Source organism: Bacteroides sp. AF29-11, from assembly GCF_003602895.1.
Classification (GTDB): domain Bacteria; phylum Bacteroidota; class Bacteroidia; order Bacteroidales; family Bacteroidaceae; genus Bacteroides; species Bacteroides uniformis.
The window spans coordinates 257893-274705 of record NZ_QTLY01000004.1 but is presented as its reverse complement, the minus strand read 5'-3'; the positions used below and the strand labels follow the sequence as shown (position 1 = coordinate 274705).

Annotated in this window: 11 protein-coding genes; 5 read left to right on the top strand and 6 right to left on the bottom strand. The window is 50.2% G+C overall.

Annotated features, from left to right (window positions below; genetic code table 11):
* Positions 1-29: 29 nt before the first annotated feature.
* A complete protein-coding gene (locus DWZ03_RS08680) occupies positions 30-2675 on the bottom strand; it encodes a glycoside hydrolase family 2 TIM barrel-domain containing protein (RefSeq protein ID WP_120129640.1) in 2646 nt (881 codons plus the stop codon).
* Positions 2676-2683: 8 nt separating this feature from the next.
* A complete protein-coding gene (locus tag DWZ03_RS08675) occupies positions 2684-5164 on the bottom strand; it encodes a polysaccharide lyase family 8 super-sandwich domain-containing protein (protein WP_120129637.1) in 2481 nt (826 codons plus the stop codon).
* 194 nt (positions 5165-5358) lie between these two features.
* Here DWZ03_RS08675 and DWZ03_RS08670 point away from each other — a divergent pair, with 194 nt between their 5' ends.
* Positions 5359-6492 (top strand): glycoside hydrolase family protein, encoded by a 1134-nt coding sequence (locus DWZ03_RS08670; protein WP_005833843.1) that lies wholly within the window; start codon positions 5359-5361, stop codon positions 6490-6492.
* A gap of 2 nt (positions 6493-6494) precedes the next feature.
* Entirely contained in the window at positions 6495-7463 is a 969-nt protein-coding gene (locus tag DWZ03_RS08665; protein WP_005833845.1) for a tRNA-dihydrouridine synthase family protein, read from the top strand.
* A 208-nt stretch (positions 7464-7671) separates the two neighbouring features.
* Here DWZ03_RS08665 and DWZ03_RS08660 read toward each other — a convergent pair whose 3' ends face one another.
* The 4 genes from DWZ03_RS08660 to DWZ03_RS08645 form a co-directional block, all read right to left on the bottom strand.
* A complete protein-coding gene (locus DWZ03_RS08660) occupies positions 7672-10758 on the bottom strand; it encodes a chondroitinase family polysaccharide lyase (RefSeq protein ID WP_120129635.1) in 3087 nt (1028 codons plus the stop codon).
* Positions 10759-10764: 6 nt separating this feature from the next.
* Positions 10765-11454, bottom strand: a complete 690-nt coding sequence (locus tag DWZ03_RS08655) for a DUF6250 domain-containing protein (protein WP_005826049.1) — start codon at positions 11452-11454, stop codon at positions 10765-10767.
* A gap of 114 nt (positions 11455-11568) precedes the next feature.
* Positions 11569-12081 carry a hypothetical protein gene (locus DWZ03_RS08650; protein ID WP_005826053.1) on the bottom strand — a complete coding sequence of 171 codons (513 nt, stop codon included), beginning with the start codon at positions 12079-12081 and terminating at the stop codon, positions 11569-11571.
* A gap of 77 nt (positions 12082-12158) precedes the next feature.
* Positions 12159-13433 (bottom strand): DUF2851 family protein, encoded by a 1275-nt coding sequence (locus tag DWZ03_RS08645; protein WP_005826054.1) that lies wholly within the window; start codon positions 13431-13433, stop codon positions 12159-12161.
* A gap of 96 nt (positions 13434-13529) precedes the next feature.
* On the opposite strand from DWZ03_RS08645, the gene dapB reads away from it, so the two are divergent.
* From dapB to lepB (DWZ03_RS08630), 3 genes are read left to right on the top strand one after another with little or no spacing between them, the layout of a single operon-like run.
* Positions 13530-14294, top strand: coding sequence for a 4-hydroxy-tetrahydrodipicolinate reductase (dapB, locus tag DWZ03_RS08640; RefSeq protein WP_005833852.1), 765 nt, complete (start codon positions 13530-13532; stop codon positions 14292-14294).
* 6 nt (positions 14295-14300) lie between these two features.
* Positions 14301-15794, top strand: coding sequence for a signal peptidase I (lepB, locus tag DWZ03_RS08635; RefSeq protein WP_120129632.1), 1494 nt, complete (start codon positions 14301-14303; stop codon positions 15792-15794).
* Positions 15791-16726, top strand: a complete 936-nt coding sequence (lepB, locus tag DWZ03_RS08630) for a signal peptidase I (RefSeq protein ID WP_005833856.1) — start codon at positions 15791-15793, stop codon at positions 16724-16726. Before lepB (DWZ03_RS08635) ends, lepB (DWZ03_RS08630) begins: the two co-directional genes overlap by 4 nt.
* The last annotated feature ends 87 nt before the right edge of the window (positions 16727-16813 follow it).

The following is a 16813-nucleotide window of genomic DNA, read 5'->3' as shown; positions in this document are numbered from 1 at the left end:
TTGTGTAGAAACAAAAATACCAGTAAATGCTATTTCTTTTCCGTACTTTCAAAGTGGCGTTGCTGCTGTTCCACCTGCTTCATTTCATTGATACGTTCCTGCTCTTCCCTGGCAAGGCGCTCTATTTCATTGAAGTCAATCTCTCCGACTTCAGTTTTTCCAAAGATTTCCGTCTTTTGCGGAACCGGAAGCTCTCTATACAAGGCTACACGTTCCGCAGGCAAAGTAGCTATTTCAATCACTGCCTGGGGATGGAACTGTATACCTGGATGCAAAAGACGTGCTTTTATTTTGATAGTACCTGCTTTCGTTGTTGTACGGATCAGTGCAGGTGCAGTCCCCCAACGACTGACACGGGGATTGGCTTCTACCTCTCTTCCACCGACCAACTCTCCTTCTCCTTCCACCTCAAAAATAACGGTTTCTTGAGAAAGGCGCTTTACATAGCCATCCTTATCGGTAATGGAAGCAATCACCGTGACCATATCCGAACCATTGGCACGCAGGGGCAGTCCAGAATCAACAGTCAGTACAAGCTGTTCATTACGTTTGGAAGGCATATTCTTGGTCCTAGCAACAATCTTGCCATCCAGGAATCCCTCAGCCACAATACTACATTGTTCCGGTTTCCCGGCCCGATGAAGTGCCCGGACATCCACAAAGCTATAAGCACCCTTAAAAACAACGGGAGGATGACGAATCCCCTTCTCCTCCAGCAACGGCACTTGCACAAGGGTGTCTTTTTCGTTCACAATGACACGTACACTATCACAGTTGGTATAAACCACTATATCCTCGGGGGAAAAAGGAGTCATGGCATTAGCTATATACACCATCGGCCCACTATCAGCCTGCTCCAAGTGCAGGTGCGGATCACGCTGGCTCATCATCATGTAATAGGAATACTTTGGCTGACGGAACATATCCATCAGTCCTCCCCAGAAAGGGTCAGGATGATAACCACGCTGGTGGTCAAACGAATGCCACAAGGCACCTCCTATATGCCCCCGAGGAGATTTGTAGAACTGATCAACCGTAAGAGAGCCGCCATAATCCTTGCGGGCATAGTGCTGGGCCTGGCGAATCTGTGGCTCTTCACCCCATTCACGTGCCACACGGCTGTAAGAATTGTGGGAATTCCAGTCATCCACACAGTCACCATACTCCCGGGTAAAGCAGGATTTGCCTGCATTCCGGTAAAACGCCTCGTTCTTGGGGGCTGTATAAACTACATCATATCCCATTGCTCCTTTGCTCTTGTCATCAATGGCAGCATAGCAACCCGGAGCCGGATACTCTTCATGAGTAGCCCGATAGGCATTCTGTGCGAAAGACTCCGGAAAAGCCGTCTCATTAAGTACCGGTTCCCACAGAAGGACAGACGGATGATTACGGTCTCGACGGACCATATTACGGATGTCGGAAAGGATACGTTCTTCAAACACCGGTTCCGGATTCCAGTACTGCCAGCCGGGAGTGGCTACAATAATGAACATGCCCAGTTCATCGCAGGCATCCATAAATGCAGGGTCTTGGGGATAGTGTGCCGAGCGTATAATCCGGAAACCAGCATCACGCATTTTCTTCACGTCCAGCCAATGCAGGTTGTTGGGTACGGCATTCCCGATATAAGCATAGTCCTGATGGCGGTTTACCCCCATCAGCTTGTCTCCGAACGGCTTACCGTTGATATAGAGACCGTCGGCACCGCGAAACTCAATGCTTCGGATACCGATACGGGAAACAACAGCGTCGCACAGCTTGCCGTTAAGATAGACAGAGGTGCGGAGCCGATACAGATTCGGAGTATCGGGATGCCACAAAGACGGATTTCTGACAGTGAGCTGCTGCATGACGTGTCCATCACTTCCGGCAGACAAGCTGAGACTTTTCCTTGTACTGGCCACCTGCTTGCCAACAGCATCCAGCAGGGTTGACTCCACTACCACCCGGCAACCACTCTCTCTATCATTGACGATATGAGTCTTGACATTCACCCGAGCCTTTTGGTCCGACACATCCTCATAGCTGACAAACACGCCTCCCCCAGCCACCTGGCCAGCCTCATTGGCATCGCTTACATGCACGTCACCGGTACAGATAAGATAACAATCACGGTAGATGCCACCAAATACACAAAAATCCATCGTATACTGTTTGCGCCCCGGCGGGAAAGAAGGGTCATCACTGTTATCAGCACATACGGCAACGGTTACCTCATCACCTGGACGCACACCAACAGCAGTCAAATCTATACTCACCGGGAGAAAACCACCGAAGTGCTCCCTTACCTTGTAACCATTGATATAAAAGCTGCTTTTACCCATAACCGCCTCAAAATAGAGGGACAACCGCTTACCTTGATACCGAGTATCGACAGTGAAACGCTTGGAATACCAGGCCGGCCCCTGATAATTGCGAGAACCGCTCGCCTCGGAAGGAACCAGCTGTACGGTATGCGGTAGGTTTACCAGCTCCCACTTGCTGTCATCCAGTTGCAAAGGATCAGCTTTTAAAGGAATATCCCCCCGATGAAAACGCCATCCGGGATTAAAGTCCAATACCTCGCGGCCGGAATTGGGCACCGGATAAAAACTGGCAGCAGAAAAGTGTTCTTGTGCTTGCAGTACACCGATGCAAGCCCAGAAAATAATTAATAAAAAAATCTTTTTCATAATCTATATCATTGATTTGTCATTCTATCCACACGTATTACCGCCGGTTTTCCACAAAGCATCCCCTGCGGCATAGGTACTTTGATTTCCCTTCCATTGAGAACAATCCGAATCCCTTTCAGAGCCGCATTCATGCAAGCATCGGTGACAGAAACCACAATCTCCCCTGCTTCTTCCCTTATCAGCACCGCACACGGGGCAGAAGCGGAAAGAGACAAACCTTCTGCCTGCAAACCTTTATTGCCGGGATACAAGACAGCTTCCACCACCTTTCCATCCATAGAGCAGACCGCCTGCACCAGGGTATCGTTCTGCAATACCCGGAACGGCAGTTCATCCGACGGCATCTGCCGGCCTGCATAAACCACATAGCCATAGGTATCATCAACCGGACGCTGTCCATGATTTGCCCACAGACGGAGGATTCTGGCTTCTGAGGGCAAGCCTTGTTTCTTTTCATTCACCTTGTTCCGCTTCACCCAATCTGTGGGACGAGTCTCGCAAGTAACAAATGCTTCACGGGTATACTCAGGAAGTATCCGATAGGCAAACTTACCTTTCTGCACCAGCCAGAGGGGAGTACCATCTGCCGACAAAAGCGAGTGAGTACCGGAAGCGACAAGCTCCATTTTTCCCCTTTTCATCGAGAAAACTTCATCCGTCCAAGCCGTCTGGTCGATGGTGGTACGAATCTCCCCATCCAGTTCAGGACGCTTATTGGTTACGCCCGCACCTAAAGCTACCATGTAATCTCCCAGAATGAAATAAGACTTATATGCCTTGAAGCCATAAAGAACCTCGTTCAAGCCCTCACTGTTCCCCTTGTCGTTCACACCCTCTTTCGCAGAAGCGTTCATCTTTTCGAAGATATATCCTGCAACGGCATTACTCCCGCCATCCGTAGCACCGGCAGCAAAATTACTCCTGCTGCAATAACCACGCCAATTCTCTACGGGAACCAGCTTGTCCATGCCTTCGCGTGCAGTCACACCCGGGGAAGCGGTGACATCCCAACCGCCCATAATCCGGAAATACTCATCGCCGCTGCGCTGGAACAACGTCATTCCATCCGTCGGATAGAAATTGTAGGCATCAGCAAAACTGGCGGCACTCTCCAGTCCGTCACAACGGACAGAGGCCATATTAATCGTGATATGATAGTCGGGGGTCTTCTTTATCAAGTCGTCGTTGTTGAAGAACCAACGGGTACCGGAATAGATGCCCGGAGCATACTCCTCCATCATGATGCGATTCTTCTTCACCTCTTGCTGCAATTGCAACAGTTCCCGCTGCTCTTCGGGGGTGAAAGAGTCCATCCAGTTGCCGATAAGGTTATCCAGCATTCCGGCATAAGGGATGGAAAGCTCTGTGGGATTATATACATACGAGCCACGGTCCAGGCAAGGAAGGCGATATCCCTTATAATAATACCAGGCACCACCACGCAGGAAATTAAGAAGTGCCTGCACATTATCCCGGCCCAGATTCTTGGCCCAGGGAGAGCCTTTCAGCATATTCAGCATTTTAAGTGCATTGGAAGTCCCGTCAATGGGATAGCCCCAAATCAGGCATTGCTTTCCATGTCCCCAACCTGCCCCGTCGGCAGTGAATCCCTCAGTCCAAAAAGCATCGGAATACGTAGTTTGGGAGGTCATACTGATACCGCGCTGGCAAACTTCCGCCAGCAAGTCTATCATAGGAATGGAACGGTACATGGCGGCCACGGGCAATAGGGAACGATAGGCCAATGCATTGCCGCCCACCCACCACACATGGTTGCGGAAACGGGAAATGGAAACTACATTCCCATCGGTTTCGTCGTGGCGGAGAGGTTGGGTCCAGGCTTGTAAGGCAATGGTTTTCAACATATCACATGCCTCTTGCAGCAATGTGCCGCCTTTCCCGCCTTCCGCATCATCCATCTGTTTCAGATAGCAGAAATAAGTATTGACCGCTGCCGTAGGTATGGCAAAGCAAGATGCATGGAAACGGGGACCGTCATTGGGGCGTCCTGCCTCGATACCGCCGTAATGCAAGATTGCCTTCAGCACTTTACCGGACAAGGCCTGCTCTTCTGTCAGTTCACCTTTACGATAGGCATCCGCTACTTTCCAGATACGGTTGAAGGCATCCGCCACGAACAAGCCTATTTCGGCCTGCGGGTTGGAGTAAGGCTTCTGAAAGGCATTCTCTTTGCGGAATTGCTCTTCCTGCTCCCTTAAACCAGAAAAGATACCGTCGGCAGTGAGTTGTGCCAGGCACTCCTGCGCACTCAACCGGGTGTCCAGGGAATGATAACGGTAAGGATGCTGCGCAAAGGAAGCGCGGAAAGCCTCGATGGACTTCTCCTTCTCTGCATCTCCCCGCTGCCGGGCTTCGTTGTAGTAACGGTGATAATTATTGAAAGCAAACTGTGTTTCCTTCTCCTGCGGAAAAGCAGGTGCGACCAAGCAAAGGCCGAGAATGGTCAGAATAAGGTTTCTCTGCATATTAGAATCGTATTGGTTATTGTATAATGTCCGATTATATTTTCAGCAAATATAATGAAAGGCAGAGGGAAGAAATGACGGCAATCATACAAAACAGATGCAGTTTTCGTACGGAACTGGCTGAGTGCGGCAGCAGGCATAAAAAGATTGGCTATCTTTGTTTCATCATAATAACCTTATTAACAACATTCCCCATGAAAAGACATCATCTGCTTTTTCTCTTTGCCGCTTTCATAGCTATAACGTCTTCTGCCCAGAAGCTGGACAATCTGGTAGAACTGAAACAGAAGTCGGAAAACCCACTGTTTCATCACTTGGACAAAGCTCCACGTACACCAGCTTTCGAGTGCGAAGGCTATTGGGCCTGGGGAAGTTCGGTAGTGAAAGGAGATGACGGCAAGTACCATATGTTCGTTTCCCGCTTTCCCAAGAGCTTGCCGTTCCATCCGGGATGGATGGTAGCCTCGGAGATTGTACATGCCGTATCCGAGATACCGCAGGGACCTTATCGGTTCAGCGAAGTGGCCCTCCCTGCCCGTGGTGCGCAATACTGGGACGGACGCTCCACACACAATCCACGCATTTTGAGGCAGAACGGGAAATACTACCTTATCTATATGGGTTCCACCCACCCCTTTGCCGACCCTACTTACGAACAACTCACCCTGAAAAGCCCCTGGTGTACCGTTGCCCGCGCCAACAAACGCGTGGGACTGGCCGTTGCCGACTCGCCCTACGGTCCGTGGAAACGCTTGGACGAGCCCATCTTGAAGACCAAGCCCAATACTTTCTACAGTTTTCTGACCTCAAATCCCTCGCCTATCATTCAAGAAGACGGTTCGGTGATGATGATATTCAAGGGGCGACATTACACGAACGGTTACCTGCACTCGGCCATGAGCCTCGGAATGGCTTATGCTCCTACCATAGAAGGCCCTTATCGAGTGCTGAACAATGACTGTCCCATCTTTGAAGTAGACGGTCAGGGCGAAGCGGAAGACCCTTTCCTCTGGAAAGATGCAGACGGCTATCATGCCATCTTCAAAGACCATGTAGCCAAGTTTACCGGCGAACGGGGCGGAGGCGTCATGGCACATTCCAAAGACGGCATCCAATGGACGGTGGACAAAGACCCGAAAGCCTACTCGCTCACTGTGGAGTGGGAAGACGGCAGCGTGGAGAAGCAAGGACAACTGGAACGCCCCTTCATCCTCTTCGAGGACGGAAAGCCTGCCTACATCTTCTTTGCCACGATGGACGGGCCCGGAGGATTCGAAAATGCATCCCGTTCTTGGAATATGGTGATTCCCATCAAAGATCGGAAGTAAAAATGTGTATCTTTGCAGCCATGAACGAGAACATATTACCCATCCACTTCGCCCCGCTGCAAGGCTACACCGATGCCGTCTACCGGCGGGCGCATGCACGCATATTCGGCGGCATAGAGACCTATTACTCTCCTTTCGTACGCATGGAGCACGGAGAAATCCGGCGGAAAGATGCCCGTGACATTGAGCCGGACAACAACCCGGACCTGCACCTCATCCCCCAGCTCATTGCTCCGGATGCGGACAAGCTGGAGCACATAATGTCCCTTTTCATCGAAAAAGGATACCAGGAAGCGGACATCAATCTGGGTTGTCCTTTTCCGATGCTGGCCCGGCGCCACAATGGCTGCGGCATGCTGCCCTATCCCGAAGAAGTGAAGGCGCTGCTCTCCGAAGCCATCGACCGACATCCCGACATCCGTTTCTCCGTGAAGCTGCGTCTGGGCTGGGAGCAGGCAGAGGAGTGTCTTGCCCTGCTACCGCTGTTCAACGAACTCCCCCTCGCACACATCATCCTGCACCCGCGTCTGGGCAAGCAGCAATACAAAGGAGAGGTAGACCTGGAGGGATTTGAAGCTTTCTACAAAGAGTGCACCCACCCTCTGTTCTACAACGGAGACCTGCATACCGCGAATGATATCCGTTCTATCACCACACGGTTCCCCCGATTGGCAGGTATCGTCATCGGCCGCGGGCTACTCGCCAATCCTGCCCTGGCGCTGGAATACAAGCAAGGAACCCCGATTTCTCCCGATGAAATGGCGAAAAAAGTGGGACAACTACACACCGAGGTCTTCAACGCCTATCAAGAGCTACTGCAAGGCGGTGAGGCACAGCTATTAATGAAAATGAAAAGTTTCTGGGAGTACCTATTGCCGGACGGAGACCGCAAAGCGAGAAAGACCATTCATAAGACCAGCAAACTGGCAAACTATCAGTCAGCAGTAAGCAATCTGCTCGGAACATATTAAACAACCGTTTCCAGTATCTTTCTCTATAGGAGAGAAAGGCTAAGACTCCTATACCGAATACCCACAACACCCGGATGTATTCACCCAAAACATGGGGATGTATTACCCCAAAACATCCCCATGTTTTATAGCACAACACCCGGATGTTATGGGGTAAAACATCCGGGTGTTGTGGGTATTCAGTATCAATGTCTAACCTATACTCTCCCTACCTCTTTAGCTCTACCTCTAAGCTTGCAGCATCCCGGCAAGTAAAGCGCAGCACAGTCTGATTCTTGTCTGCCGACAACACCTTGCAATAGGGCGTCTCGGCAACCTTCCACTGTCCCTTCAAAGTAACGGTTACGGGAATCTCCTGACTCTCATTGTCAGTCCACGGGCGTGAATAGATACTGCGCTCAATACGTTTTCCGTCTTTATCGAAAGCCTCGTCACTCGGACCACGATACAAGGCCAAGTCGGGCTGGGAAACAGTCAGCAGAAGCTTGTCCTTATATTCGCGTATCATGACAAGGCACGATGTATCGGCTTTCTGCAACAATCCACCGTCGGGCAGAGCCTGCGGAGTCTCAAACAAGACGTAAGAAGTAAGACCGTCTGCCGGAGAACGCACAATGTGGGCGTTGCGGTCTTGCCGGAGAATCTTGTAAGTGGGTTTCTTGGCGAATGCCTTCAAAGCGGCGGCATCCGTGTGGGGCAGCACTGCATATTCGTAGGAAGCGCCTTTCGGGGCTTTGCCATGTTGCAATGTCAAGGACACCCAGTCGCCGGAAGTAGGCTTGGTGCTACGCTCGCCTACGGTCACTTGCGGGAAGTTCTTCTCATATCGGGCAGTAGGACGGGAAGCTTTGGAAATGTAATAACCTACGCCGTTGGGGTCTATATAAGTCTGTCCATCACTCTGATAGGACTCCCAGTACCGGCGGGTTTCGGGAGTGGTGGCGGCAAGCTGGAACACGGTGGTTTCCGTTGGATATTCGGTATTTAGGTTTTCGATGTCCGTACCGAGGCATACAATGGTGCCGTCGAAGAAATGGAACGACTTGCGGGCACGGTGAGAACCGTTATACTTATCATGTTCATGCAGCACCATACCGAAGTTACCGTTCAGATGTGCTTGGGACAAACCGCCGGCAAAAGCTTCGTCGGAATAGAGCATCTCCTCCATGCCGGAGAAGGTATCGACATTCAATACCCGGGCACGCAGCTGGTCGAAAGGCAAATGAATGCTCGTGACACCCGGAATACGATTCCAGTCGAAACCGGCCTCCTGCCAGCCACTGGTGGCAAAAGTAACCATTTCATCGGGTTTTCCGGTAAGAATCTGCATGCTGCCATGTGCCAGATAACGGCCATAGAAGTTGGCGGGGAGATAGTGCTCGGCAGCCCAGAGGTAACGGGAATGTCCGCGTACTACGGCAGCCCAGTTGCTGCGACGCTGTACGGATACACAACCGTAACCCAAAGCCAGATTGCCTTGCGGGTCGGGTTCCGGACGGAAGCCTTGGGCTTCGAGCAACTTCTTCATCTCCAATTCGTGGCAGGTAGAAGCCTTCGGCAGATAGTCGGGCGCATTCTTGTCCGGAGCTTCTGTATAGGCAACCAGGCGCAGATAGGCAGCAGCCATTTCGGGGTCATACTTCTGCTTGCCATCCGGCGTACCGGCAATGGCCATCGTGGCATATTGGATAGGTATCAGGCTTCCTCCCCCGTTGGGATGGCGTCCGGACATGGAGAGAGACCATTGCTTCAGATTGCAATAGAAACGCATGGTGAGAAGCACTTTCTTCACCGTCTCGTGTGCCTGCTCGGACAGACGGAACTCGGTACCACTCAGCAAGTAAATCATATTAGTGGCACCGTCCAGACCGCCCACTGCATAGGCAGGATAATTGTTGCAATGATGGAAGCAAGCACCGTCCGGCTTGAAAGAACCGGCCAATCCCGGCGCAGGAAGGCAGCCATTGTCCAGCCAACGGGAGAAGGAACGCAGGTATTGCAGTTTCTCCGGTGTATCCTCCATAATCAGAATGCTGGCTATGCGGCCTTGCAACTTGGTGTTGAACGTATCTATATCAATACCGTTGACGGCAGGTTCGGGATATACCTCATTGGTGATGGCATACCAGTTGAGCGTACGTACCGCCTCTTCCAGCTTACCTGCCTCACGCAACACGTCCTTCATCAAGAAATAAGCCACAAACAGACCGCGCATACTATATCCGTAATGGTGGATATTCCCCCAGCAACTGCCGTAGGCAATACCCTGGTCGGTGGCGTTATCGTACATGGCGATGAATTTCTGCTTCAACTCGTGTTTCAGCGCCGCATCCTCCGCATTGTTGTAGGCGATGGCGACGCGTTTCATCAGGTTGAAATAGTCGCTTATCTCTATCCCCAGTCTGGAGAACATATCTTTGTCCCAATCGGGTACCATACGTTCGTATGCCTCGGAGTGACGTACGAAATAGATAGGACGTCCTGCTACCTTGCCGTTCTTGTAGGTAATCCGATAAAAATCATACTTCTCACGGATGGACTGCATCTCCTTGTCCGAAAGCGCGGAAGGTGTGTAGAGCATGCCGCGGAAACGCTTCTCCATAACCCGTATATCCTGCTTCTGCGCCTTGGTCACGTCTGTTAGAGGGATGTCCGGTTTCCACAAGGAGTGTTCGTAGATAACCAGCCAGTGGTTGGTGGTTCCCTTATTTACAAACGGTACCTGCAAGTCGGCAGTCTGCTGGCGGGCATCTACCTTGCTGGCAGTAATCAGATGGTCGAAAAAGAGTTTCCCTTTCACGTCGGGGGCTACAATGCGGATTTCGTCCATCCCTTCTTCCGGGGTGCCTTGCATATCGCGTTCATAACATACCCATGCTCCGCGCCAACCGGTGAAGTTGATGCCAAAAGGAAAAGAGGTGCATACCTTGCCATCCTTCAGGAACTCGAACCGAATCTGCTTGTCCTGGGCCTGCTCATTGTACACCCATACGATGAAAGCCGAAAGATAGGTGTCTTTCCCCGTCGGGTCTTTCTTCTCAAACTTCAAGTCTTTTTTGATAGACAGTGCGGCACCCGGCTCGAAAGTCCAGCTCAAACTGTGGTCGCCATCCCTATAATGTTCGTCGCTAATGCCCAACTGCGAACCAGCTGCCGTAGTGACAAACGCCGGAACCTGCTTCTCCTCAAAAGAAAGCAAGCGCTCATTCTTCACGATTTGTGCATGTACACTGCCCGGCAGCAACATGCAAACGAGCGCTACCGCTCCTATTTTCCATTTACTGAATTGCATCATGTCTGTTTATTTAAGGTTATCGATATTTGCTACTTGGAAATCTGCAAAACGTACGTGGTTCTGCCACAACCGTAAGGCGAAATAGCCGTCTCCTTTGCCATCGGCAACCGGTAAGCTGAAAAGCTCTTCACCATCCATGGCATAAGTGGTGGCTCCATTCTCCACACGGATTTTAACTTCATACCAATGGTTGGGCTTCAAAAGGTGGGCGGCATCGGTATACTCTTTCAAGATGGGTTTAATCTTTGCATCGTCCACTCCATAATACTCTCCATGGTATTCACGGAAACGCGTAGTTCCATTATCATTACCGCCGTAGCCCACATAGTAAAGGTCCAGCGTATTGTAATTCTTGAACTCGCCGTTGCGCCATGCACTGCGGGCAAAGAAGTCATCCGGATGCCGGGGGTCATCGGCCCCCCAAAAACAATTCAAGTCGCTGAGACGGTCGTAGCTACCATTCTCAACCACCACTTGTACCCGGTAGGTAATCTCATAGTTTCCCGTCAACCGTTCCTTATACCAAAGGGACAGCCCGTCCGGAGATACAATATCCATCGTATCGCCGATACATGTAATTTCCACTTTTCCGGAAGAATCCTCCACGACCCAGGCGGTAAGCCGGCAGGAAGCGCCCATCTCCATACCGGGGAGGACACATAAGAGAAGTTGCATCAAAAGAAGTTGTAACCGCATATTTCAATGTATTAGTACGGTACAAAGAAACCCCTCTTTTTGGAAAAAGAGGGGCATAAATCGTACAGAAGAAGGATAAAATAATGATTGAGGCGGATTTCTGCCCCCACTTCATCAGGGATGAAGTTCTTCGAAAGCCTTGTTTTCCTCTTGTACCGCCTGAATAGTTTCTTCCAGTTCATTGATAGGGAGATCGAAGTTGTACCAGTCGTTATAGCAGTCGGTGACATACCACTTGCCGTCTGTCAGTTCAAAGACCACACGAAGGGAAGGTTCTGATTCATCATAGCCTGCTTCGAACTCTTTATGGGCAGGCTCATTGACAGTGAAGTGAGAAATATAGGTACCTCCCTCCTCTTCGGTAGTACGTCCTTCCTTCAGCGTTTCTTCGTCTAGCAATGCCCACTTCTCGCGGGTGAAGGGAAAAGTCTGTTCCGTCTCACCGTCATCCTTCAAGAGGGCGATGGGAGACTTCAAAGGAAACTTGATTCGGGAATACTGGAATGAAGCACTGGACGTGAATTTCTGAAGAAATGTCTTGAAATCCTCCTCTTCGGCAGCCAGACCATTGAGAGTCGTCAGCATGAGTGCCGCAAACAGACAAAAAACAAAGCGGATAGCCTTCATATACTCGGATTATTTTTCAATGCGCAAAGATAATATAAAAGTAATAAAATGCTAAGGCTATGGGGCGATAATTATTATCATCTATGTTTCAGATACTCGTAACCAAACCGGCAACGCAAGCAGTCTTTCTTGTCACAATATTCCTTTTGAAGTTGAAGCAGAGCCTGCGAATCGGCAGCGGTAGATACCGGCAAACCGGCACCATCCCAAAGTCGGGTTACGTGATTGTTTTCGGCCTTCAAGGATTCAAGGAAACGGGTGGCACGGTCACACAAAACGTCATCGGCCTTGTGCAGGCCATAAGCATAAAGAAACGGGATGACCGTATTGATGGCAATCAGATTCAAGGCACCGTCCCCTACCCGCTTTTCCCTCCGGGGTGAAACCTTTCTGAAATTGAAGTGCTCCTCCCAATACGCGGAAGTCTTGGCAGCCAGTATCTTCTTCACCGCCTCCAGCGTTTCAGCCTCCATAACACGCGAGAAGAGCGACTGCTCCTTGTGATACAGACAGGCAAGCTGGGCGAGGCGTACATGTGGAAAGTTATCGGGACGAAGACGCAGAAACCGCCACTGCTCAACAGACATGGGAGCTGGCAGCTCGAACTTGTGTTGCAGGTAGCGGAACTCTTTCTGAAGTATCAAATAATAATCATCTGCCTCTGCCGAGACCTCCTCCAGCAGGCCTGCCTGCCCCAGGAAGAAAGCCTCCACTTGAAACAGACTGTCCCGATGCTTGTCTACGGCGCGGAATGGAAGGCGGTTTGCCCATGCCTCGAAAGCATCCCCATTCAGCCCGAAGCCGAAGTTACGAGCAAGAGTAATGAAGAAAACATCTTCCCAATGATGATTGCAGCGTTCGAGCCGCTGGGATATGACGCATGCTTTCTGCTCAAAACGCTCTACCTGCAAAGCGGACAGCCAGGAATGGACGGTCAGCTTTGGAAGGGAGGCAAGGATGGAATAGCAGGGAGGATAAATCTCTGTCTGCCGAAGCTCTTCATAGCGCAAGCGGACAGTGTCGGGGCAAGTGAGCACCATCTGGGGAACCAGCTCACCGTTCGTGCGGTACACATCACAATTCGATTCGCCCACCACGTGCAGGATGACGGTATCATACGCCTTGTCACGGTCGTGCCTATGGAGCAGCCAGTCTGATGCCTGCGTATGCACTTCGACGTTGCCCACCCAGAGCGTACCGTCTATTTTCAGTTTGGCATTAAAAAAATCGGGGCCTGCATTCATGTTCGGCAAACCGGGATCTATCACTTCTACCGGCCGGCCGGAGGTTGTCTGGAGCAATGACAAAGGAAATATTTTGTGCTTCCAAACATAATGCAGTAGTTGTTCCATGTTAACAAGACGTTAATGTTGAGCACAAATGTAAGAAAAAGATTATCTTTGCGACCTATAGTTTGTTGATAAACTAAATAAAAACAGATAGAAACAATGAAAATCGCATTAATCGGCTACGGAAAAATGGGCAAGGAAATCGAGAAAATAGCCCTTGGCCGCGGACACGAAATTGTAAGCATCATCGATGTCGACAATCAGGAAGACTTTGAATCGGCAGCCTTCAAGAGCGCCGACGTTGCCATAGAGTTCACCAACCCCATGGTTGCATACAATAACTATATGAAGGCATTCCGCGCCGGGGTCAAACTGGTATCCGGCAGTACGGGCTGGATGGCGGAACATGGAGACGAAGTGAAGAGACTTTGTACCGAAGGCGGCAAGACACTGTTCTGGTCGTCCAACTTCAGTCTGGGAGTAAGCATATTCTCTGCCGTCAACAAGTACCTCGCAAAGATAATGAACCAATTCCCTGCCTATGATGTGACAATGAGCGAAACGCACCACATCCACAAGATGGACGCTCCGAGCGGAACGGCCATCACGCTTGCCGAAGGTATTCTGGAGAATCTCGACCGTAAGGACAAATGGATAGAAGGAACTTTCCAGGCTCCCGACGGAACCGTTTCGGGCTCTACGGAATGTGCAGCCAATGAGCTACCCATAAGTTCTATCCGCGAAGGAGAAGTACCGGGCATCCACAGCATCCGCTACGACTCCGAAGCCGACAGCATCACTATCACCCACGATGCCAAGAATCGCAGGGGATTTGCCTTGGGAGCTGTCCTTGCTGCCGAATATACCGCCAAGCACGAAGGTGCTTTGGGAATGAGTGACTTGTTTCCATTTTTAAAAGACTAAAACATCATGAGAAAAGCAACACGCACCCAATGGATTAAATTCAGTATAGTCACCCTGCTCTACCTTGCCTTTCTGGTTTGGGTAAAAAGCTGGCTGGGACTGATTGTACTACCCTTCATTTTTGACATCTACATCAGTAAGAAGATACCCTGGGGGTTCTGGAAGAAATCGGAGAATCCTGCCGTACGCAGCATCATGAGTTGGGTGGATGCCATCGTATTTGCGCTGGTAGCCGTCTACTTCGTAAATATCTATGTGTTCCAGAATTATCAGATACCGTCTTCCTCACTGGAGAAATCCTTGTTGGTAGGCGATTTCCTTTATGTCAGCAAGATGAGCTATGGCCCGCGCGTACCGAATACGCCGCTTTCCATGCCGCTGGCACAACATACACTACCGGTATTCAACACCAAGTCGTACATCGAATGGCCCCAATGGGAATACAAACGTGTACCGGGCTTCGGCAAAGTGAAACTGAACGACATTGTGGTGTTCAACTTCCCGGCAGGCGACACGGTAGCCACCAACTTCCAGCAGACAGACTTCTATACCCTTGCTTACGAAGAAGGAAAACGCGCGTATCCCAACAAGGTGAATATGGACAGCCTGACACGCAAGCAGCAACGTACCGTCTATGATTTGTACTACAATGCCGGACGTAACCTCATCCGTTCCAATCCGAGAATGTACGGTGACATTGTCATACGCCCCGTTGACCGTCGTGAAAACTATGTAAAACGTTGCGTAGGCCTGCCCGGCGATACGTTGCAAATCAAGAAAGGACAGGTATACATCGACGGCAAGGCCATCGAGAACCCTGCAGAAATGCAGTTCAACTACTTTGTACAGACTACAGGTCCTTATATCACCGATGATATGTTCCGTGAACTGGGCATCAGCAAAGAGGACCAGACACTGATGACCGACGGTCTGGGCTGGGAAGAGAATCTGATTGAGATGGGACTGGACCGCCGGGATGCCCAAGGAAGACTGGCGCCGGTCTATCATCTTCCGCTTACCAAAAAGATGTACGAGACCCTTTCGGGCAACAAGAAACTCATCAGTAATATTATCATCGAACCGGGAGAGTTCTCGGGACAGATGTATCCGCTGAACCTTTACACCAAATGGGACCGCAATAACTACGGTCCAATCTGGATTCCCGCCAAAGGTGCCACCATCAAGCTGACCGAGGATAACCTGCCCATCTACGAACGCTGCATCGTTGCCTATGAAGGCAACAAACTGGAAGTCAAGGAAGACGGCATCTACATCAACGGTGAAAAGACCGACTCCTATACCTTCAATATGGACTACTACTGGATGATGGGCGACAACCGCGACAAGTCCGCCGACTCCCGTTACTGGGGCTTTGTGCCGGAAGACCATGTCGTAGGAAAGCCTATCGTAGTATGGTTGTCACTGGACAAAGACCGAGGCTGGTTTGACGGTAAGATACGCTGGAACCGGATATTCAAGTGGGTGGACGGCATTAAATGAAAAAAGGATGGAAGATAGCAATTACAATAGTTGGAGTGGCACTCGTCGTGGTACTGCTTCGGGGTTGTGTGGCAACTTCCTATCTTATCCCCTCTTCCGGCATGGAAAATTCACTGTACCAAGGTGAGCGTATTCTTGTGGACAAGTGGAGCTATGGCCTGCGACTACCTTTCATGAAGTTATGGGGGTATCATCGTTGGGCAGACAGTCCCGTACCTAAAGAGGATATTCTAGTATTCAACAATCCTGCCAATCTTTCAGAACCTACGATTGACCGGCGGGAGGTCTTTATCAGCCGTTGCATCGGTACTCCCGGAGATACCTTGTTGATAGATTCACTCTTTTCTGTGATTCCTTCCGAGAAGAATGCACCCGACCAGAAGTTCCTTTATTCCTATCCCAGGCAACGGGAACGGCAGCTGGATTCATTACTGTCCATCCTTTCCATCGCTCCCAACAAACTATTGGGGCAGGATTCAACAAAGAATATACGCAGTTTCAGCCGTTATGAACACTACTTGCTGGAACAAGCCATGAACGGAAAGTGCTGGATAGAACCTATTGTCAAGGAAGATTCTATGGAGATGCTGAAACCTCTGATAATCCCCAGCAAAGGCAAAGCCGTGCGCGTATATCCGTGGAACAAGACTTTGTTGCGAAATACCCTGGTACTTCACGAAAAGAAACAAGCCGAAATCAAAAACGACACCCTTTATGTGGAAGGCAAACCCGTGCAACACTGCCATTTTACCAAAGACTACTACTGGGTAAGTGCCAACAATACCATCAATCTTTCGGACTCCCGTCTTTTCGGTTTCGTCCCCGAAGACCACATCATAGGCAAGGCATCTATCATCTGGTTCTCCAAAGAAAAGGGAACAGGACCTTTCAGCGGTTACCGATGGGGCAGGATATGGAAAAGAGTGGAATGACAAACAAATGAAAGAATAAAAATGAAAATACAAACAATGAACAGTAGCTTCAATCGTAAATCGCAAATCATCTAATCGTAAATATAC